The sequence below is a fragment of the Geomonas silvestris genome, from assembly GCF_014193515.1.
In the GTDB taxonomy this organism is placed as follows: domain Bacteria; phylum Desulfobacterota; class Desulfuromonadia; order Geobacterales; family Geobacteraceae; genus Geomonas; species Geomonas silvestris.
This window is the reverse complement of record NZ_BLXX01000002.1, coordinates 63,621-83,917: the sequence shown is the minus strand read 5'-3', so window position 1 is coordinate 83,917 and position 20,297 is coordinate 63,621. Positions and strand designations below refer to the sequence as shown.

At 64.4% G+C, this 20,297-nt stretch carries 14 protein-coding genes; 1 reads left to right on the top strand and 13 read right to left on the bottom strand.

The genetic code is table 11. From position 1 onward, the window contains the following. Nucleotides 1–668: 668 nt before the first annotated feature. From nifJ to GMST_RS03950, 9 genes are all read right to left on the bottom strand, one after another. Nucleotides 669–4,235: a pyruvate:ferredoxin (flavodoxin) oxidoreductase gene (nifJ, locus tag GMST_RS03990; protein WP_183353338.1), complete on the bottom strand. Its 3,567-nt coding sequence runs from the start codon at nucleotides 4,233–4,235 to the stop codon at nucleotides 669–671. A gap of 28 nt (nucleotides 4,236–4,263) precedes the next feature. Then, entirely contained in the window at nucleotides 4,264–4,422 is a 159-nt protein-coding gene (locus tag GMST_RS03985; RefSeq protein WP_183353337.1) for a ribbon-helix-helix protein, CopG family, read from the bottom strand. Between the two features lie 272 nt (nucleotides 4,423–4,694). After that, a complete protein-coding gene (locus tag GMST_RS03980; RefSeq protein ID WP_183353336.1) occupies nucleotides 4,695–6,947 on the bottom strand; it encodes an NADP-dependent malic enzyme in 2,253 nt (750 codons plus the stop codon). Between the two features lie 386 nt (nucleotides 6,948–7,333). Then, nucleotides 7,334–8,230 (bottom strand): succinate--CoA ligase subunit alpha, encoded by an 897-nt coding sequence (gene sucD, locus GMST_RS03975; protein WP_183353335.1) that lies wholly within the window; start codon nucleotides 8,228–8,230, stop codon nucleotides 7,334–7,336. Nucleotides 8,231–8,270: 40 nt separating this feature from the next. Continuing rightward, nucleotides 8,271–9,428: an ADP-forming succinate--CoA ligase subunit beta gene (gene sucC / locus GMST_RS03970; RefSeq protein WP_183353334.1), complete on the bottom strand. Its 1,158-nt coding sequence runs from the start codon at nucleotides 9,426–9,428 to the stop codon at nucleotides 8,271–8,273. 697 nt (nucleotides 9,429–10,125) lie between these two features. Next, entirely contained in the window at nucleotides 10,126–11,499 is a 1,374-nt protein-coding gene (gene dctA / locus GMST_RS03965; RefSeq protein ID WP_183353333.1) for a C4-dicarboxylate transporter DctA, read from the bottom strand. 627 nt (nucleotides 11,500–12,126) lie between these two features. Beyond that, a complete protein-coding gene (locus tag GMST_RS03960) occupies nucleotides 12,127–13,440 on the bottom strand; it encodes a dicarboxylate/amino acid:cation symporter (RefSeq protein WP_183353332.1) in 1,314 nt (437 codons plus the stop codon). Nucleotides 13,441–13,916: 476 nt separating this feature from the next. Continuing rightward, complete coding sequence (locus GMST_RS03955) at nucleotides 13,917–15,320, bottom strand: sigma-54-dependent transcriptional regulator (protein ID WP_183353331.1); 1,404 nt, start codon at nucleotides 15,318–15,320, stop codon at nucleotides 13,917–13,919. After that, entirely contained in the window at nucleotides 15,321–17,198 is a 1,878-nt protein-coding gene (locus GMST_RS03950; RefSeq protein ID WP_246399185.1) for a transporter substrate-binding domain-containing protein, read from the bottom strand. Nucleotides 17,199–17,422: 224 nt separating this feature from the next. Between GMST_RS03950 and GMST_RS03945 the strand changes: the two genes are divergently transcribed. Beyond that, nucleotides 17,423–17,857 (top strand): hypothetical protein, encoded by a 435-nt coding sequence (locus tag GMST_RS03945; RefSeq protein WP_183353330.1) that lies wholly within the window; start codon nucleotides 17,423–17,425, stop codon nucleotides 17,855–17,857. Between the two features lie 11 nt (nucleotides 17,858–17,868). On the opposite strand, the gene GMST_RS03940 is transcribed toward GMST_RS03945, so the two are convergent. The 4 genes from GMST_RS03940 to GMST_RS03925 form a co-directional block, all read right to left on the bottom strand. Further along, on the bottom strand, nucleotides 17,869–18,099 hold the full coding sequence (locus GMST_RS03940) for a hypothetical protein (protein WP_183353329.1): 231 nt from the start codon (nucleotides 18,097–18,099) through the stop codon (nucleotides 17,869–17,871). Nucleotides 18,100–18,273: 174 nt separating this feature from the next. Beyond that, nucleotides 18,274–18,615: a hypothetical protein gene (locus GMST_RS03935; RefSeq protein WP_183353328.1), complete on the bottom strand. Its 342-nt coding sequence runs from the start codon at nucleotides 18,613–18,615 to the stop codon at nucleotides 18,274–18,276. 22 nt (nucleotides 18,616–18,637) lie between these two features. Then, complete coding sequence (locus tag GMST_RS03930; protein ID WP_246399235.1) at nucleotides 18,638–19,117, bottom strand: DUF4124 domain-containing protein; 480 nt, start codon at nucleotides 19,115–19,117, stop codon at nucleotides 18,638–18,640. A 131-nt stretch (nucleotides 19,118–19,248) separates the two neighbouring features. Then, on the bottom strand, nucleotides 19,249–20,286 hold the full coding sequence (locus tag GMST_RS03925) for a GGDEF domain-containing protein (protein WP_183353326.1): 1,038 nt from the start codon (nucleotides 20,284–20,286) through the stop codon (nucleotides 19,249–19,251). Between the last annotated feature and the right edge of the window lie 11 nt (nucleotides 20,287–20,297).

The window sequence follows — 20,297 nt, the reverse complement described above, 5'->3', positions numbered from 1 at the left end:
TGCGGGAAGATGGCAGGCAATCCCAGGGGTGGCAGCTACCCAGTGCTCTGCCTAGGCAATACCCCTAGAGGGACACGGGATTATGGCATATTTGCCATCGAATATCAAATAGTTGCAACTAATGCGCGATAGCTGCTGTTTGATGAGGCATTTACCTCAACTTTCACCCTTTAACGTACTCATGCAAAACAGTACAAAACTCCTCATTATTGGGTCGGGAGGACCGAGAAGACGTAGTTCAAATTGCACCGCAGGTGACCTCACGTTTCCCTCGTTTCCCAAAGGCTCGGGAATTCCGAGAAGCGCGGACATGGTTGCTAATAACCACAGCTGGCAGCTTAACGTGCCCCCCCTCGGCAGGCGTTTTTGACGTTGTAGGGGCGAATAATCATTCGCCCTTCTCTCCCAACCGGAGAGGCGGCCGAAGGCCAAAGCAGGTGTCAGGTTGTACTGGCGTGTGTTACGCGCCTGCCGGCGCGCCGGGCGAATGATGATTCGCCCCTACCAAACCCTTCCCCCCGGAATTCCCGGAAGAACCTTTCCCAAAGGGGAAACCTGGAAGCCGGTGCCGACTGTAGATCGCGCTTCCCCGGTAATCCGCCGCACCAAAAAAAAGCCCTCCCGTTGGGGGAGGGCTTTTCCGGTACTCCTTGCTGCGTCACACCCGCTTAGGACTCGAAATCGAGTCCCGCGAGCTTCTGGTAGTAGTCGAAGCGCGCCTTGGCCACCTTGCTTGCCTGCTGCATCAGGCGGTCGGCAACTTCCGGGTTCACCTTCTTGATCGACTTATAGCGGTTCTCGCCGTAGGCGTACTCCTCGAAACCGATACTGGGCGCCTTGCTGTCCAGCTGCAGCGGGTTCTTCCCCTCTGCGGTGAGCGCCGGGTTGTAGCGGTAGAGCGGCCAGTGCCCCGAGGCGACCGCCTTTTTCTGCTCGTCCATGCCGCGGGTCATGTTGATGCCGTGGGCGATGCAGTGGGCGTAGGCGATGATGAGGGACGGCCCGTCGAACGCCTCGGCCTCCAGGAACGCCTTCACCACCTGGGCCGGGTTGGAGAGCGAAACGCTCGCCACGTAGACGTTGCCGTAGGACATGGCCATGAGCCCCAGGTCCTTCTTGGGCATGGTCTTGCCCCCCGCGGCGAACTGGGCCACGGCGCCGAGCGGGGTCGACTTGGAGGCCTGACCGCCGGTGTTGGAGTACACCTCGGTGTCGAGCACCAAAAGGTTCACGTTCTTGCCCGAGGCGATCACGTGGTCCAGGCCGCCGTAGCCGATGTCGTAGGCCCAGCCGTCGCCACCCACGCACCAGACCGATTTTTCCACCAGGTAATCAACCAACGGCAGGAGCTTCTGCGCCGCCTCGACCGGAGACTTCCCGATGAGGGCCCGCAGCTTCTCTACCCGGGCGCGCTGGGCCTCGATGCCGGCCTGGCTCGACTGGTCGGCGCCGTTGATCGCGGCCAGCAGCTCGCGGCTCCCTTTGAAGGAGGGCTCCTCGATGAGCTGGTTCACCAGCTCGCGCCCGAACATGGTGAACTTGTCGACCGCGAGGCGCATCCCGTAGCCGAACTCGGCGTTGTCCTCAAAGAGCGAGTTGGACCAGGCCGGGCCGCGCCCGTCGGCGCGTTTGGCCCACGGGGTGGTGGGGAGGTTGCCGCCGTAGATCGAGGTGCAGCCGGTGGCGTTGGCGATGAGCGCGCGGTCCCCGAAAAGCTGGGAGAGGAGCTTCAGGTACGGGGTCTCGCCGCAGCCGGCGCAGGCTCCCGAGAACTCGAAGATCGGGCGCACCAGCTGGCTGCCGCGCAGGGTGTCCAGCTTGAGGGTCGCCGGGTCGAGGTCGGGAAGCGCCAGGAAGAAGTCGAAGTTTGCCGCCTCCGGGGCGCGCAGCGGGGGCTGGAACTTCATGTCCAGCGCCTTGTGCTCGGGGTTCGCCTTGTCCTTGGCCGGGCAGTTGTAGGCGCAGGCGCCGCAGCCGGTGCAGTCCTCTGGCGCCACCTGCAGGGTAAGCTGCATCCCCTTCACCTCGGGGATCTTCGCGTCGCAGGACTTGAAGGTCGCCGGCTTCTTGGCCAAAAGTTCGCCCGGGTAGGCCTTCATGCGGATCGCGGCGTGCGGGCAGACGAAGGCGCAGATGCCGCACTGGATGCAGAGCGCCTCGTCCCAGACCGGGATCTCCACCGCGATGTTGCGCTTCTCGTACTGCGAGGTGGCGGTCGGGAAGGTGCCGTCACGCGGGATGAGCGAGACCGGGAGCTGGTCGCCGCGGCCGGCGATGATCGGTGCGGTTACCTCCTGCACGAAGTGCGGCGCCTGGCCCGAGACCGCCGGGGGCATGACCAGCTTGCTGCTGACAGCTTTCGGTACGGCAACCTCGTGGATGTTCTCGAGCGCCTCGTCCACGGCGCGGTTGTTCATCTCGACCACCTTGTCGCCGGCCTTGCCGTAGCTCTTCTTGATGGCCCCCTTGATCTCCTTGAGCGCCGTGGCGAGCGGCAGAATCCCGGAAATCTTGAAGAAGGCGGTCTGCATGATCACGTTGATGCGCGCGCCCAGCCCCAGCTCCTCGGCGAGCTTGATGGCGTCGATCACGTAGAACTTGAGCTTCTTGTCGATGATCTGCTTTTGCACCTCGGCCGGCATGCGGTCCCAGACCTCTTCCTTGGCAAACGGGGCGCACAAAAGGAAGGTGCCGCCGGGCTTCGCCTTGGAGAGCATGTCGTACTTCTCCAGGAAGGTGAAGTTGTGGCAGGCGATGAAGTCGGCGTTGTCGATGAGGTACGGCGAGTTGATCGGCTTTTTGCCGAACCTCAGGTGCGAGGTGGTGATGGTGCCGGCCTTCTTGGAGTCGTAGACGAAGTAGGCCTGGGCGAAGTTCTTGGTGGTCTCGCCGATGATCTTGATGGAGTTCTTGTTGGCGCCCACGGTGCCGTCGGAGCCGAGGCCGTAGAACATCGCCTCGTAGGTGCCGGTCATCGGGGTGCGGAAGCTCGGGTTGTAATCGAGGCTCGAGCGGGTCAGGTCCTCGTTGATCCCGACCACGAAGTGGTTCTTCGGCTTCTTGGCTTTCAGGTTGTCGAAGGCCGCCTTGGCCATGGCCGGGGTGAACTCCTTGGAGCCCAGGCCGTAGCGCCCCCCGACGATGACGGGGTAGCCGGCGCCGGGGTACTTCCCGGCGGCCATCGCCTCGCCGATCGCGGTGCGCACGTCGAGATAGAGCGGCTCGCCCAAAGAGCCCGGCTCCTTGGTGCGGTCCAGCACCGCGATTCTCTGCACGGTGGCCGGAAGCGCCTTCACGAACGCCTCGAGCGGGAAGGGGCGGTAGAGGCGTACCTTGATAAGCCCCACCTTCTCGCCCTTGCCGATGAGCGTCTGCACCGTCTCTTCGACGGTATCGGCCCCGCTTCCCATGATGACAATGACCCGGTCTGCGTCCTTCGCCCCCACGTACTGCACCGGCTTGTACTTGCGGCCGGTGAGCTTCGCGAACTTGTCCATCTCCTGCTGCACCACCTTGAGGCACTCAGGGTAGCTCGGGTTCACGGTCTCGCGGGCCTGGAAGTAGACGTCCGGGTTCTGGGCGGTGCCGCGCAGTACCGGGCGGTCCGGGGAGAGGGCGCGGGCGCGGTGCTCGTTCACCAGGTTGTCGTCGATCATCTGGCGCATGTCGTCGAAGGAGAGCTCCTCGACCTTCTGGACTTCGTGCGAGGTGCGGAAACCGTCGAAGAAGTGCAGGAAGGGGAGCCGGCACCTGAGCGTCGCGGCCTGGGAGATGAGCGCGAAGTCCATAACCTCCTGGACGTTGTTGGAGCAGAGCATGGCCCAGCCGGTGGAGCGGCAGGACATGACGTCGGAGTGGTCCCCGAAGATGGAGAGCGCCTGGGTCGCCACGGCGCGCGCCGAGACGTGGAACACCGTAGAGGTGAGCTCGCCGGCGATCTTGTACATGTTGGGGATCATCAGCAAGAGACCCTGGCTTGCCGTGAAGGTAGTGGTGAGGGCGCCGGCCTGCAGCGCGCCGTGCACCGCGCCCGAGGCGCCCCCTTCGGACTGCAGCTCGGCCACCAGGGGGACGGTCCCCCAGATGTTCTTCTCGCCGCGGGCGCTCTTCTCGTCGGAGATCTCGCCCATGACGGAGGAAGGGGTAATCGGGTAGATGGCGATGACTTCGTTGGTGGCGTGGGCCACGTGGGCGGCGGCGGTATTGCCGTCGATGGTTACCATTTTTCTGGGCATCGGGCTTCTCCTGTATCCGGTTGACGGCCTACTTGGTGGTGTCGGTGTAAAGCTGCATCGCCTCGCGCATCAGCTCCGAGATGGAGGTCCGGCTCTGGCGCGAGATCTCCTCGAGCTCGCGTTTCTCGTCCTCGCTGATCCTGAGCGAGACGACGGTGTGCTTGGCGTGTTCCTTGGTCTTCCCCATCCTTGCATTCTCCCGAAGTTGGTCTGGTCTGCCGTTGTCGTGTTCGAGCTCCTGCGCTCGCTCCCTCGCCCCCTGGGAGAGGGTAGGGGTGAGGGAGCCGCAGGTCTTGCCGGGCTTTTCTGGTTTTTCTGCTGTGTCCTTTGCTGGCGGCAGGTTCTGGGCCGGCCGCCCCCTCACCCCCGCCCCTCTCCCGGAGGGCGAGGGGGGCTTGGTCACGCTTGGAGGCTAAGGGGACAGGCACCTGGCGGAGCCAGTCCCCCTCCCTAGCCGGGCTACCTGGTCTGGGCGTCGACCACCGCGATGGCGGCCATGTTGACGACATCGGAGACGTCGTCGCCGTATTGCAGCACGTGCACCGGCTTGTTCATCCCCATGAGGATCGGCCCGATGGCGTCGGCGTTCCCCAGGTGGCTCAAGAGCTTGTAGCAGATGTTCCCCGAGGTGAGGTCCGGGAAGATCAGCACGTTGGCCGCGCTCTTAAGCGCGGAGAACGGGTAGCTCTGCTGCAGGATCTCCTCCACCACCGCGGTGTCCGCCTGCATCTCGCCGTCGATGACCAGCCCCGGCTCCTGCTCCTTCACAAGCTGCACCGCCTCGCGCACCTTGGCGGCCAGCGGGTGCTTCACCGAGCCGAAGTTCGCGAAGGAGAGCATGGCGACCTGCGGGTCGATTTCCAGGATCCGCGCGGTCTGGGCCGCCAGGATGGCGGTCTCGGCGAGTTCCTGCGAGGTCGGATCGATGCAGACCGTGGTGTCGGCCAAGAGGAAGATCCCCTTCTTGAGGACCATCATGTAGAGACCGTGCACGCTGGAGAGTCCCTGTTTCTTCCCGATCACCTCGAGCGCGGGGCGGATGGTGTCCGGGTAGTGGGCGTCGATGCCGGCCAAAAGGGTATCGGCGTCCCCCTCGCGCACCATCATGCAGCCAAAGTGCACCCGCGACTTCCGGGTGATGAGGCGCCTCGCCTCGGAAAGGGTGAGCCCCTTTCTCTGCCTCAGCTCGAAGAGTTTCTGGGCGTACTCCTCGGACTTGGGATGGCTCGCCGGGTCGATGATGGCGATCAGGCTCGGGTCGATCCCCATCTCGTGCAGGTCGTCCGTGATCTTCGCGGCGTTCCCCAGAAGGATCGGATGGCCGATACCCTCCTCCAGCACGGTCTGGGCGGCGCGCTGGATCTTCGGGTGCTCCCCTTCGGGAAAGACGATGCGCTTGGGATCGCTCTTCGCCTTGTTGATGATGAGGCGCATGGTCTCCTTGGAGCGTCCCTGCAAAGCCTCGAGCTGCTCGACGTACTTGTCGAGGTCGATCTGCTGGCGCGCCACGCCGGTTTCCATGGCGGCCTTGGCGACCGCGGGGGCCACCTTCAAAAGGACGCGCGGGTCGAACGGCTTCGGGATGATGTAGTCGCGCCCGAAGCTGAACTTCACGTTGCCGTAGGCCTTCGCCACCGAGTCGGGGACCTCCTCGCGGGTCAGCTCGGCGAGCGCCCGGGTGGCGGCGAGCTTCATCGCCTCGTTGATCCCGGTGGCGCGCACGTCGAGCGCCCCGCGGAAGATGAAGGGGAAGCCGAGCACGTTGTTCACCTGGTTCGGGTAATCGGAGCGGCCCGTCGCCATGAGCACGTCGCCGCGCACCGCGTGGGCCTGCTCCGGGGTGATCTCGGGGTCCGGATTCGCCATGGCGAAGATGATCGGGTTCGCCGCCATGGAGCGCACCATCTCGGGGGTGAAGGCCCCCTTCACGGAGAGCCCGTAGAGGACGTCGGCGCCGTTCACCGCCTCCTCCAGGGTCCTAAGCGGCGTATCCTGGGCGAAGAGTTCCTTGTACTTGTTCATCCCCTCGGTGCGCCCCTTGTAGATGACCCCCTTGGTGTCGCACATGATCAGGTTTTCGCGCCTAAGCCCGAGCGAGATGGCGAGGTTCGCGCAGGAGATGGAGGCGGCGCCGGCGCCGTTTAACACCAGGCGCACGTCCTCGATCTTCTTCCCCACCAGCTCGAGGGCGTTTATGAGCCCCGCGGCCGAGATGATGGCGGTGCCGTGCTGGTCGTCGTGGAAGACCGGGATCTTCATGGTTTTTTTCAGCTCTTCCTCGATGTAGAAGCACTCGGGGGCCTTGATGTCCTCCAGGTTGATCCCGCCGAAGGTTGGCTCGAGCATCTGCACGGCGCGGATGATCTCGTCCGGGTCCTCGCTATCGAGCTCGATGTCGAAGACGTCGACGTCGGCGAAGCGCTTGAAGAGGATCCCTTTCCCCTCCATGACCGGCTTGCCGGCCAGGGCCCCGATGTTACCGAGCCCAAGGACCGCGGTGCCGTTCGATACCACCGCCACCAGGTTCCCCTTGGCGGTGTACTGGTAGGCGTCCTCGGGGTTCTCCTCGATGGCGAGGCAGGGCTCGGCAACCCCGGGGGAGTAGGCGAGCGAGAGGTCCTGGGCGGTCCGGCACGGCTTGGTGGGAACGACCTCGATCTTCCCCTTGCGGCCGGTGGAGTGGTACGTAAGCGCGTCCGTTTTCTTGCTCATGGCGGGTAAATCCTCCTTATGCATAAGAATCGCAGGCAGTCTGGTACTCCCAGGCGGGCACCGTGGGAGGGGCCTGGGCCGTGACGCCGGCGCCGCGGCCAAAGCCGCTCCCACGGTAAACTCTCCCGGGAAGACCACTCCGGGGCCTGGATGCACCTCGAGCGCAGCCCGCTGCCGGGCATCGGGCTGCTGCCGTGCCAAACGTGCTGCGGCCGGCTGAAGGTGGTCCTTCTTGGATTGTGGTGCGGTGGAACGGGCGCCCGGCTGGTGGAAGGGAGGGCAGGGCGTGTCGGCGGGAAAAGCGGGGCTCCGCGGCCGGAACCCCAAGCTTGGCCGCCAGCGGAGCCGGAAGCGCAGGGCTCCCGGCTCCGCCTCACTCGGGCGAACTACTTGGACTTCTTCTTGGTGCCGCCGGAGGCCATGGCTTCCTGCATGGCGTCACCCATCTTGGTGGGGCTCGCTGCCACGACGACGCCGCACTCGGAGAGGGTACGGATCTTGTCCTCGGCCTTCCCCTTGCCGCCGGTGATGATGGCGCCGGCGTGACCCATGCGCTTACCCGGAGGTGCGGTGACCCCGGCGATGAAGGCGCCGACCGGCTTCTTCATGTTCTCCTTGATCCAGCGCGCGGCCTCTTCCTCGGCGGCGCCGCCGATCTCGCCGATCATGAAGACCCCCTCGGTCTGGGGATCCTCGTTGAAGAGCCTTAAGACATCGATGAAGTTCATCCCGATGATCGGGTCGCCGCCGATGCCGACGCAGGTCGACTGCCCCAGGCCGTTGTCGGTGAGCTGCTTCACCGCCTCGTAGGTGAGGGTGCCGGAGCGCGAAACCACCCCGATCTTGCCGGGCTTGTGGATGTGGCCGGGCATGATGCCGATCTTGCACTCGCCCGGGGTGATCACGCCGGGGCAGTTGGGGCCGACCAGGCGCATCTTGGACTGGTTGATCATCGCCTTCACCGGCACCATGTCGCGGACCGGGATCCCCTCGGTGATGCAGACGGCAAGCTCGAGCCCGGCGTCGGCCGCCTCGAGGATGGCGTCGGCCGCACCCGGGGGGGGGACGAAGATCATGGAGACGTTGGCCTCGGTGTACTTCACCGCCTCGGCAACCGTGTTGAAGACCGGGATCCCCTCGATGTGGATCCCCCCCTTGCCCGGGGTGACCCCCGCGACGATCTGGCTGCCGTACTCGCGGCACTGCTGGGTATGGAACAGGCCGCTGCGGCCGGTGATCCCCTGGACGACTATTTTGGAACTCTTGTTGATCAGAATGGACATGAAAGGTCTCCTGTTCGCTTGGTCGGTTTTCCGTCTGGCCCTAGCCGAGCATGCGGACGATCTTGCCCGCCGCGTCGCCCAGGTTGTCGCCGCACTGCACGTTGAGCCCGCTCTCGGTCAGAAGGCGTTTACCTTCCTCGACCTGGCTGCCGTCCATGCGCACCACGATGGGGAGGGTGCAGTTCACCTCGCTGGCCGCCTCGATGATGCCGTGCGCGATGATGTCGCAGCGCATGATACCGCCGAAGATGTTGACGAAAATCCCCTTCACGTCCTTGTCCTGCAGGATGATCTTGAAAGCCTCGGCCACCTTTTCGCGGGTCGCCCCGCCCCCGACGTCGAGGAAGTTGGCAGGCTCGCCGCCGAACTCCTTAAGGACGTCCAGGGTCGCCATGGCGAGCCCCGCGCCGTTCACCAGGCAGCCGATGGAACCGGTGAGCTTGATGTAGGCCAGGTCGTACTTCCCGGCGGTGATCTCGAGGGGATCGAGCTGGGAGTAGTCCATCATGTCCGGGTACTCGCGGTGCCTGAAGATCGCGTTATCGTCGAAGGTGATCTTGGCGTCCATCGCCATGAGCCAGCCGGCCTGGGTCACCACCAGGGGGTTGATCTCGACGAGCGCGCAGTCCTTCTCGAGGCAGACCTTGTACAGGTTCAGGATGAGCGTGACGCAGTCCTCGCAGACGCTGCCGGTAAGCCCCAGCTGCAGGGCGATGTGGCGGGCCTGGAAGGGGCGCAGTCCGGTGAAGGGGTCGATGGTCAGGGTCTGGATCTTCTCCGGGCTCTTGGCGGCCACCTCCTCGATGTCCATCCCCCCCTCGGCGCTGGCGATCAGGACGTAGCGCGAAGTGCCGCGGTCCAGGGTGATGGAGAGGTAGAACTCGCGGGCGATATCCACCGCCTCCTCGACCAGGATGCGCCTGACGCGGAGCCCCTCCGGACCGGTCTGCGGGGTGACCAGCGACTTGCCGAACAGCTCCTTGGCGAGGGTCTGCGCCTGCTCGGGGTGGTGCACCAGCTTCACCCCTCCTGCCTTGCCGCGCCCCCCCGCGTAGATCTGGGCCTTCACCACGCAACGCCCGCCCATCTCCTTGGCCGCGCGCTCCACCTGGTCGGCCGTCAGTGCCACGCGGCCGCGCGGGATGGGAATGCCGTAAGCATTCAGGATCTCCTTGGCCTGGTACTCATGGATGTTCATCGTGATCTCCTGTTTCCGGTACTGGGATTTGTACTCATGCTGCAGATCGCTGATGCTGATTCGCTGCTGCTCGGTTGGAATACTCACGGCGTCACTGCCCACTGTCACGGGGCCGGCTTATTGAGGGCGGAGTTTTCCAGATAGTAACACTACTGCTGATTGTCACACTGTCAACGCATTCGCTCCCTTGCTGCTATGCCTGTAGAAGGTGAACCAGAGAGGAAAGAAGCGGCTTCTTTCTTCTTCGGCAGCGGAAGTGTTTTATTGATTTTACTGCCACCGGGCAACCTTGTGACAGATGCTGTCGATTGTAACTGGTTGAAAACACGCTAAAAGCGGTTAGTGTGGTCTCTTTTCGGAAATGCGGTCGTTGTTTTAAAAACACGTATACTTGAAAGGGTGTGATAAATCAAGCTTTTTTGCTGATGATGCTGTTTTTTTGGCAGCGTAGGGCCGGGTCTGTTCTATTTCTTTCTAACGGCAGTAGGAAATAGTGCCGATTTTGCGGGGTTTTTGCTGTTTTACGGCGGGGTGAATGATATGCGTCTGGAGAGAATAAAACATGGGAAAACGAAGACTGGAGCGGATTGACGGGGCGGTGGCGGCAGGGTGGGAAGCGGAAATAAAACACCCCGGTACCGAGCCGGAAAGGCGTCGGAAACCGGGGTGTCGTGGTTCGGGTAGGTCGTCGGCGCGTTTAGGCCGCGCTGGCGTCCTCGAGGGCCGGGTCGGCGTCCTCTTCGCTCAGCACCGCTTCAAGCTCCTGGGCCAGGGCGTAGTCGCCGTCCAGGACCGCGTAGAGGCGGTCGGTGTCGACCGAGTTCTCCCACTTGGCGACCACGATGCAGGCCACGGCATTGCCGATCATGTTGGTGAGGGCGCGGCAGGTGGCCATGAACCAGTCGACCCCCAAGAGGAGCACCAGGCCGGAGACCGGCAGGGTGTGCAGCGAGGCCAGGGTGGCGGCCAGGCAGATGAAGCCGCCGCCGGCCACGGCAGCCGCGCCTTTCGAGGTCAGGAGCAGCACCAGGAGGATGGTGAGCTGCTCGCCCAAGGAGAGGTCGATGTTGAAGGCCTGGGCGATGAAGACCGCCGCCATGGTGAGGTAGATGGAGGTGCCGTCCAGGTTGAAGCTGTAGCCGGTCGGGATAACGAGGCCCACCACGCCGGACTCGATCCCCAGATTCTCCAGTTTGCTCATCAGGCGCGGGAGCACCGTTTCGGAGGAGGAGGTTCCCAGGACGATGAAGAACTCTTCGCTGATGTACTTGAAGAGCTTCCAGAGGCTCACGCCGGCCAGACGGCAGACCATGCCGAGCACCACGACGACGAAGAGGAGTGCGGTCCCCCAGACCCCGAGGAGCAGCTGGCCGAGGCCGGCAAGCGTACCGGTGCCGAACTTGGCGACCGCGAAGGCGATGGCTGCGCCGGCGCCGATCGGGGCGAGCTGCATGATGTAGTGGATGCACTTGAAGAAGCCGTGGGTCACCTCGTCGATGATGTCGACCACGCGCTTCCCCTTCTCGCCCAGGGCTGCCATGGCCATGCCGAACATCACGGCGAAGAAGAGCACCTGCAGGATGTCGCCCTTGGCAAACGCGTCCACCACGGTGTCCGGGATCACGTTCATCAGGAAGTCGGCGGTGCTTAAGTGCTTCGCCCCCTCGGTGAACTTGGCGATCTGCCCGACGTCCAGGGCTTTGGGGTCGGCGTTGATCCCGGCACCCGGCCTCAGCCAGTTCACCATGGCCAGGCCGATCACCATGGCAAAGGTGGTGAGCACCTCGAAGTAGATGAGCGCCTTCACGCCGACGCGCCCCACCTTCTTCATGTCCCCCATCTTGGCGATCCCGACCACGACGGTGCCGAAGATGATTGGTGCGATCACGAAGCGGATCATCTTGATGAAGCCCATACCCAACGGTCTCAGCGTCTTGGCGAGTTCCGGGGACATGAGCCCCAGCGCCACGCCGATTATGATGCCGATGGTCACCCGGAACAGCAGTGAACTGAAAAACGCGCGCTTCTTGCTGGTCGGTTGTGCCACTTCAACTGCGGTGCTGCTCGCCATCTTCGGCCTCCTCAAAGGTGAATCCCGTAATAAAAACGGGGCAGTGCCGGTGCCGGAGCTGCCGGAGCCGTGCGTTTGCCCCAATCAAACCTTTGTTTGTCAATCGTGCGCTGCGCCCGGTCGGGTCCCGATTTCCAGGCGGCGCTTTTCCCGCTGCGCCCCGCGCGTTTATAAAACTATGTTAGCAATGGTTGTACCAAAGGGGGGCTCCCGCGGCTAACCCCTCGATATCGTATACGAGTAGGGGGTGTTGCAGGGTGGAGAGGCGCGCGAATGGTTATAACCTTTGGCCGGCGCCGAGGCGGGACTGCCGGTGCGGGCGGCGCTTATTCCGCAGGTTATGGCGGGTATAACCCTGGTTATGCGGATAACTCTAGTTATACCCATTGTCGGCCGGCGCCTCGAGTGCGAGGGCGGGGGTTCCGCAGCTGCGAGACAGCGGTTGGCTGCAAGCTGGGTGTGGGGAGGTGGCAGGCTGGGCGCGGCTTGGCCGCGATTCGGCGGAGGTGCTGGAGGGCGTTTGCGCGGGGGAGCGGTGGTGCGCCGGCGAGACGTCGTTGGTTGTGGATGCAAAAAAAGAGGGTGCCGTGGCGGCACCCTCCTTGGCAAAGCCTGGAAACGCCGCGCTTAGATCTCGTCGGAGAGCGGGTCGAGGCCCAGTTCCGGTTCGTCGAGCGAGGCGACCGCCTGGTTGCTCAGAACGGCGTTCATCCGGTTCATGTCAAGCTCGTTCTCCCAGCGGGAGACCACCACGGTGGCCACGCCGTTGCCGACCAGGTTGGTGAGGGCGCGGGCTTCGGACATGAAGCGGTCAATCCCCAGGATGAGGGCGAGGCCGGCAACCGGGATGGACGGGATGGCGGCGAAGGTCGCGGCCAGGGTTACGAAGCCCGAGCCGGTGACGCCGGCAGCACCCTTGGAGGTCAGCATCAGGATGGCGAGGATGGTGAGCGTCTGGGTCATGGTGAGCGGGGTGTTGGTTGCCTGGGCCACGAACACGGCTGCCATGGTCAGGTAGATCGAGGTCCCGTCCAGGTTGAAGGAGTAGCCGGTCGGGATAACCAGGCCGACCACCGACTTGGTGCAGCCCAGGTTCTCGAGTTTCGCCATCATGCGCGGCAGGGCGCTCTCCGAGGAGGAGGTGCCAAGGACGATGAGGAGCTCTTCCTTGATGTAGGAGACGAATCTGAAGATGTTGAAGCCCGCCAGTTTGGCGATGATCCCCAGCACCACGAAGACGAAGAGCAGGCAGGTCAGGTAGAAGCACCCCATGAAGGCGCCCAGCTTGGAGAGCGAGCCCACCCCGAACTTGCCGATGGTGAAGGCCATCGCGCCGAAGGCGCCGAGCGGTGCGGCCTTCATGATGATCCCCACCACGCCGAAGAAGGCGTGCGAGGTCTTGTCGATGAAGCGGTACACCGGCTTCCCCTTCTCGCCCATGGCGGAGAGCGCGAAGCCGAACATGAGGGCGAAGAGGAGCACCTGGAGGATGTCGCCCTTGGCGAAGGCGTCCACCACCGAGGTGGGGATGATGTTCATCAGGAAGTCGACGGTGCTGGTGGACTTGGCCTGGGTGGTGATGGCGGTAAGTGCCTTGGTGTCGATCTTGGTGACGTCGGCGTTGAAGCCGACCCCCGGCTGCAGGAAGGTGATCACGGTGAGACCGATGGCCAGCGCCAGGGTGGAGACCACCTCGAAGTACAAGAGGGCCTTGGCGCCCACGCGTCCCACCTTCTTCATGTCGTCCATGCCGGCGATGCCGGTCACCACGGTGCAGAAGATGACCGGGGTGATGATCATCTTGATGAGCTTGATGAAGCCGTCGCCGAACGGTTTCATGGCGACGCCGGTCGCCGGGGAGTAGTAGCCGAGGGCGATGCCGATGGCGATGGCCGTCAGTACCTGTACGTACAGATGCTGGTAAAACTTTTTCCCGTTCATGTCCTTCTCCTTTATGCCAAAAAGTGAACTTCTTTTGTTTTTCCCGTCTGTAGGACCGTTGCCGGCCGCCGATTTGTGCTTTTGGTGGCAACCCGCCGCGGCAGAATTTAAAACGATGTTAGCAACTAGCGTACCAAGGGGTATAACCTGCGTGGTTCTCAGTTAGGAGCGCGATTTCGCCGTATACGTACCATTGGGTCTTGGAGGGTAAAGGGTATAACCGTATACCGGAGGCTGGTAGAGCTGGTCGAAAAAATAGCTTTACTTGCGGCTGGTTGCGCCGATATAACCCACGTTATGGCTATAACCTGGGTTATGACTATTGCTTTGGACCGGTGCTTTGTGACGGGAATGCCCCTCATTAAGAGAGACGCCGGTTGATTTTTGCGCCGCTTTCCGAGGGGTAAAAACCAACTGACGTTTGGTAAGAGGGGAGTAGGGCTCTGCAAAGAAGGGGGCGAGCCCCCGGGCGCGGGCTAGCCGCGCGCCGAGAGACGCTTGCTGAGGGCGGGTTGGGAGATCCCCAGGAGGCGGGCAGCGATGGTCTGGTTGCCGCCGGAGCGGGCCAGGGCCTCGGTGACCAGGAGGTCGGCTGCCTCGCCGAAGGTGGGGAGGCGTTCCAGCCCGGAGAACAGGTTGTGGTCCTGGGCCGCGGCGGGCGGCGGCTGCTCTTTGGCCGGGCCGATCGCCTTGATGAAGGTGTCGAGCGAGAGGATGCGCTCGCGGTGCACGCTCACCGCGTCGTAGACCATGGCCCGCAGCTCCCGTATGTTGCCGGGGAAGCTGTAGGTGGCAAGCAGCTGGGCGAGCTCCTTGGGGGGGGTCGGCTTCTTCTTCCCCAGCGACTCGGCGGCCTCGGCCAGGAAGTAGTCGAGAAGGAGCGGGATGTCGCCGGGGCGCTCGCGCAGGGGCGGCAAAAGGATCTGGTGGGTGCGCAGGCGGTAGAAGAGGTCGCGCCGGAAGGCCCCCTGCTCCTCCTTGGCCTTCAGGTCGCGGTGGGTCGCCACGATGACCCGCGCCTTGAGTCTCTTGGGGCGGTCGCTTCCCAGCGGGAAGTACTCACCCTCCTGCAACAGGCGCAAGAGCTTCACCTGGCTCGGGATGGAGAGGTCGCCGATCTCGTCGAGGAACAGGGTCCCGTCGGTCGCCTCCTCGATCATGCCGCGCCGGGCCTGTTCGGCGCCGGTGTAGGCGCCGCGCACGTGGCCGAACAGGGTATCGGCGAAGACGGTGTCGTCGAGCCCCGCCACGTTCACCGCGACGAGCGGGCCGGAGGCGCCGGAGAGGGTGTGCACCGCGCGCGCCACCAGCTCCTTCCCCACCCCGCTTTCGCCGGTGATCAAAAGCGGCTGCCGGCTCACCGCCACCGCCTCGATGTAGCCGAAGATCCCGAGCATGGTGCGGTCGGCCGTGACGATGTTCACGAAGGCCTCGGGGTGGCGCAGTTGGTTCGAGAGGATGCGGTCCGAGATCGCCTGGTTCTCGCGCTCCAGTTCGAGCATCCGGATGGCGCGCAGGACGCCGGTCACCAGGCGGTCTTCCTCGACGGTCTTCACGAAGTAGTCGAAGGCCCCAAGCCTCATGCAGCGCACCGCAGTCTCGATCTGGTTCATGCCGCTCACCACGATGGTGAGGATCTCGGGATGTTGCTCGGAGATCATGGTGAGCAGTGCCTCGCCGGGGAGGTGCGGCATGGTAAGGTCCAGGAGCACGAGCCTCACCTGGCCGCGCGAGAGGATCTCGGGGACCTCCCGGCTGTCGGAGGCGGTGAGGATGTTGTTGATGCCGGCGCGCGCCAGGGTGAGGCTCACCGAGCGGAGCCAGGCCGGTTCGTCGTCGACCAGCAAGATGGAGAAATGAGGTACCAGTGCTTCGGTCATCTAGGCGTTCTCCTCGTTAAATAGGGGGAGCGTGAGGGTAGCCGTGGTCCCCTGGCCGGGGGGGGAGTCGAAGCTCAGGCTCCCGCCGTGCTCCTGGACGATCCCGGCCGAGATGGAGAGCCCCAGGCCGGTGCCGCCGCTTTCGCGCTTGGTGGTGAAAAACGGGTCGGTGAGCCGCCCCAGCGATTCCTGGGGGATCCCGATCCCTTCGTCCCGTATGGTCAGCCGCACCTCGCCCGCCTCGAGGTCGTAGCCGGTGGCGAGGAAGATGCCGCGTTCGTTTGAGGGGAGTGCCTGGCAGGCGTTGATCAAGAGGTTCACCACCACCTGTTCGATGCGCAGCGCGTTGCCGCTTACCTGGGGAAGCGGCGTGCAGTAGATCGTCTCGAAGCGGGTGGTGGCGCGCCTGAGCGAGGTATCCACCAGGCGCACCGCGGCCTGGGCCACGGCGTTCAGGTCGAAGGGCTCCCGGCGCACCACGGAATCCTGGCGGGCGTAGTCCTTCAGGTCCTCGACGATGCGCTTGATGCGCGCGGCCCCGTCGGACATATCGGCGAGCATCTGGGGGACCTCGTCACGCATGCGCGAGTAGGGAAGCCCGGCCACCAGGAAGTCCCCCTGTTCGCGGTAGCGCGCCTCCAGGGTCTCCAGGGCGTCCTGGTAGACGTCTTTGAGGATGGGGAGGTTCAAGAGGATGAGCCCGTTGGGGTTGTTCACCTCGTGGGCCACCCCGGCGACCAGCACCCCCAGGGTCGCCATCTTGTCGGCCTGGATCAGTTTGTCCTGGTGCAGCCTCAGCTCCTCGTAGGCGCGGTTGCGCTCGGCGACCTGGCGGGCCAGCTCCTCGGTGCGCTCTTCGACCCGGCGCTTCAAGGTGTGCGACCAGGCCGCGGTGGCGATGAGGATCACCAAAAGCGGCAACAGCACCATCGAGCCGTACTTGATCACCTTCTCGCGGGGGAAGCGCTGCTGCTCGTGGGGGCCGAGCCAGCGGTCGTAGATCGCCTGGTACTGCCCGGTCTGCTGCAGGATGGCGAGCCCTTCGCTGAAGCGGGTCAAAAGTTCGTGGTTACCCTTGGCGACGGCGTAGCCGTACTTCTCGGCGGCGACGTTCTTCGCGACCGGGACGACGTTGGTCAGGTGCAGCTGCTGGATCAGGAACATCCCGGGGAGGCTCGCCAGCGCCGCGTAGTCGCAGCGCCCCGCGGCCAATAGCCGCAGCGCCTCGGCGGGGGAGTCGGTGAGTAGCAGTTCCGGGCCAAAGCCTAGGTGCACCAGCGAGTCGTGCATGATCCCGTCGCGGAAGACCACCACCTTCCTGCCGCGCAGCTCCTCCAGATTGTCGACCGGCTTGGTGCCGCGCCGGGCGAAGATGGCGTGGTGCACGATGGTGTGCGGCGGCGAGAAGTCGAGCGTCCGGGTGCGCTCCTCGGAGTAGGAGATCCCCTGCAGGATGTCGATGGTCCCTTCGGTGAGGTCGTTGCGCAGGGTGGACCAGGCTCCGAAGCGGAACTCCACCTTCATCCCCATCACGTCGGCGATGGCGCGGGTGAGGTCCACGTTGTAGCCGGCGGGCTTGCCGTCGGCGTCGAGAAACTCGTAGGGGGGGTAGGCCCGGTTGCCGCCGACGATCACGGTACGGCTCTCGCCGGTGGCAGGGGTCTCGGCCCGGGCCGCCGCAGCAGCCAGAAGACCGAGCGACACCAGGAGCCAGGCGAGGAGAAGGCCCCTCAACTGCGTGAGAGTGGGGAAGCGCCTGAGGATGGGGGCTGTTGCCGGTGGCGCGTCGTGTTGCCTGAAGCGCCGGGTCATGTCGATACCGATAAAAGCACGGGTGCGGGTCCGTAAGGGGTTGCTGGAAAAACTGGCGTTTACCATAGCACATCGACGGCAAAAAAAAACGTAATTATCAACAGGCCGCGCCGGCAACTCTTGACTCAGGAATTCGCACCCGCAAGGCGCCGGACAGTATCAGCCCGGAAAGCATGCTGATCTTGCTGCCGTCGGGAGGAGGCAGATACAGAGCCAGTCTCGGCCTCACTGTACAAACGACTGCAGCCGGCTATCATCTAGGTAAGCCTCTAACAGAGGAGGTACTCGCAATGGAACAGTTCTTGGCAACGCTCTGTGTGTTCGTGTCACTGTGCCGCGTGCTTTCCGAGGAGGTCGTTCAGGCCCTCTTCTCCGGCATGACCTGGGGACTTGGTATCCACCTGGTCTTCTGGCCCGCCATCATGTCCGGTTCGCTGGCGCTGCTGGTCAAGTACCTCATGGCGCTGCGGGTGGTCCCGCTCTGCAAACTGCTTTCGGGGAGCCTCGCGGTTCTCTTGGTGAGCTGGTACCTCGACCGTATCCTCAAGCACAACACCTACCTCTTGGTGCGTGCGGTCGGGGTAGCCATCATCTTCTGTGCGGCGTTGGGGGTGGTGATCGTAAGCGACGACGGTTTTGCCCGGCGGCAGGTGGGGGGGGACGCGAGCGCGTCGGCGAGCGCCGAAACGGTTGCCTTGGCGGACTACGCGGTGCGCAGGGACTGACGGGCGGGAGCTTAGGACGAGCTGGGGTGCCGGTTTGAGCCGGTTGGCGGAGAGCTGTCGGTTGCGGGGCGCGCTTTTCCGGGTGCCGTGCGCCGCGCCGAGCCTTTCAGCGCTGTCCTGACCCGGGAGAGGGAAAAACAGGCAAAGCCGACGGCGATGGCGCTGACCGCGGCGAACTTCACGTAGTAAAACCATTCCAGGTAACCCTGGGTGACTTGGTAGTTCGACCAGCCAGTCGCCATGGCGCGTCCTCCGGGCGTCCGACCTCCCTCGCCCTGGTTGGTTTGCCTGCCGCGAAAGAATAACCAGTTTGCGACATTTGTAAACACAATTAATCGGGGTGCCGGGGCGCCCGACCCGCGTGCTGTCAGAAGGCCCGGCGGGGCAGGAACCGGCCACTCTCCCCGCCCTGACTGCTAGGGTGCGGTCTGTAAAAGCCGCTTCACGGTCTGCTGCTCGCTCCCCCGGCTGCAGCGCAGCTCCACCTCGGAAAACTTCTGGAAGGGGATCCCCGGAGCCGAGCGCGCCGCCTTGTTCTGCCGCTGCTGGGCGATCTTCTTGCAGTTCTCGAGCACCTCGCCCACCTCCCTGCCGGAAACCTCGCTCACCTCGAAACGAAAGGTCTTTACGACCAAGCCGCTCCCCTGCTTGCTGGTGATGGTTCCCCGGCAGAGCATCTGGTCCTGCGCCTGCGCCGCGCCGCCGGTAATGAGCAGGGCGGCCCCCGCGATTGCGATCCTTTTCACGATGTAAGCCATGGCAGACTCCTTGGCGCTCGCGCTACTCGTCTTCCGGGTTCCTCACCCGAGCTGGCCGGGTGCGCGGCTTCGGCGCCGGCATCCGGGGCGTCGAGCTCACCGCCGGGGTGGGGGCCGGGTTGTTGGGGGCGATGGTGAAACCGGGGCGCTGCTCGGCACCTGGTTGCGACGCCCGCAGCTGCTGGACCGACCCCGGCTGCCCGGCGGCGGGAGTCGGTGCCGGGGGGGGAGTCGGTAGGGGTACCGGAGTGGCAACCGTAAGCGGAGCCGGGGGCGCTCCGGTAGCCGTCGGAGCGGCTGTGCCGGCGGGTTGGCCGGCTGCCGAGATGGGGAACTTCTTCCCGGTGGCGACGTCGAGCTGCATGGCGCGCGAGCGGTAGCGGGCCGGGATCTCGTGCAGGCTGTTGGTGTAAAAGACCGTCCCTGCCCGGTCCTTCCAGGTGTAGAACTCGGCCGAGGCGCTGGAGGCGCAGAGCAGCAGGAACAAAAGCACTTTCTTCATCGAGGAAACCCTCCCGAAACGTAGCGACAGACGCGCCATTATTGAGGATAACGGCACGCTATTCAATCGGAAAAATGGGGAGGGACTTTAACCGTGGCGGTGGCGGGGCCCCGGGGGAGGCCTGGGGCGGCTCAGGAGAGGAGTCCGGAAACTGGGTTCTCGGCGAAGAAGACCCCGTTTCGGCCTCCTTCTTTGACCCGGTACAGCGCGGCGTCGGCGCGCTCCACCAGGCTTTCGGCGGTATCGAACTCGGTCGCCTCCGCGGCGCCGACGGAGAGCGTCACCGTGATGCCGACATTTTCGAAGGTGAAGCGGCGCTCGCGCACGCTGTTGCAGAGCTTGCGCGCCACTGCCTCGGCTGCCTGCGGCGTCGACTTGATGAGGATCACCGCGAATTCGTCCCCCCCGAAGCGGGCCACGAAATCGCTCTCTCTCAGCGTGGTGCGGAGCTGCTGCGCCACCCCCTTCAGGATCAGGTCGCCCGCCTGGTGGCCGTGGGTGTCGTTGATGGACTTGAAGTGATCCACGTCCAGGATGATCAGGAAAAAGGTCTCGTCGTAGCGTTGGCGCAACCGGAGCATCTCGGCCAGCTTGTCGTCGAAGTAGCTGCGGTTGGCGAGCCGGGTCATGCCGTCCACCAGGACCGCGGTGCGCAGCATCTCGATCTGGCGCTGCTGTGCAGAGAGGATCTTCTGCGAGCTGGCGAGCTTCTCCCGGAGGCTTGCGTTGTTGGAGACCATCCGGTCGATCTGCTCGGTGAGCCGGGACGTGGCGGCGGCCACTTCGGCGGGGAGCCCGGCCCGTTCGAAGCTCTCCCTCAGCTTTTTGAGCGCCAGGGATGACTCGCTGGCCGCCTGCTCGGTCCGCTCGATGACCGCGGTCAGGATGAGCAGGATGCTGCGCACCGCCTGTGCCGAGTCGTTGATCTGCTGCTCGCGCGGGTCCACCGGGTGGCTGGCGGGGTCGGGAGGGGGGAGGAGCTCGGCAACCGCTTCCTTCTTGGCGAAGGGGGGTACCGTCCCCAGCTGGGCGACCGGGAAGAGGCGCTCGAGGGCCTCGTGCAACTGCGGCCACCGCGCGCGCTTCAGGGCGTGCCGCAGGGCGGGGAGAAGTGCCAGGCCGATGACGAGCCCGGCCAGGAAAACGAGGAGTTGCGTCAGGGAACTCACGGGGCCACCTC

Bases quoted from the DNA above. Each gene is read 5' to 3' on its own strand.
- nifJ (WP_183353338.1), bottom strand. From the start codon at position 4,235: ATGCCCAGAAAAATGGTAACCATCGACGGCAATACCGCCGCCGCCCAC.
- GMST_RS03985 (WP_183353337.1), bottom strand. From the start codon at position 4,422: ATGGGGAAGACCAAGGAACACGCCAAGCACACCGTCGTCTCGCTCAGG.
- GMST_RS03945 (WP_183353330.1), top strand. From the start codon at position 17,423: ATGGAACAGTTCTTGGCAACGCTCTGTGTGTTCGTGTCACTGTGCCGC.
- GMST_RS03940 (WP_183353329.1), bottom strand. From the start codon at position 18,099: ATGGCGACTGGCTGGTCGAACTACCAAGTCACCCAGGGTTACCTGGAA.
- dctA (WP_183353333.1), bottom strand. From the start codon at position 11,499: ATGGCGAGCAGCACCGCAGTTGAAGTGGCACAACCGACCAGCAAGAAG.
- GMST_RS03935 (WP_183353328.1), bottom strand. From the start codon at position 18,615: ATGGCTTACATCGTGAAAAGGATCGCAATCGCGGGGGCCGCCCTGCTC.
- GMST_RS03930 (WP_246399235.1), bottom strand. From the start codon at position 19,117: ATGAAGAAAGTGCTTTTGTTCCTGCTGCTCTGCGCCTCCAGCGCCTCG.
- GMST_RS03960 (WP_183353332.1), bottom strand. From the start codon at position 13,440: ATGAACGGGAAAAAGTTTTACCAGCATCTGTACGTACAGGTACTGACG.
- sucD (WP_183353335.1), bottom strand. From the start codon at position 8,230: ATGTCCATTCTGATCAACAAGAGTTCCAAAATAGTCGTCCAGGGGATC.
- sucC (WP_183353334.1), bottom strand. From the start codon at position 9,428: ATGAACATCCATGAGTACCAGGCCAAGGAGATCCTGAATGCTTACGGC.
- GMST_RS03980 (WP_183353336.1), bottom strand. From the start codon at position 6,947: ATGAGCAAGAAAACGGACGCGCTTACGTACCACTCCACCGGCCGCAAG.
- GMST_RS03950 (WP_246399185.1), bottom strand. From the start codon at position 17,198: ATGGTAAACGCCAGTTTTTCCAGCAACCCCTTACGGACCCGCACCCGT.
- GMST_RS03955 (WP_183353331.1), bottom strand. From the start codon at position 15,320: ATGACCGAAGCACTGGTACCTCATTTCTCCATCTTGCTGGTCGACGAC.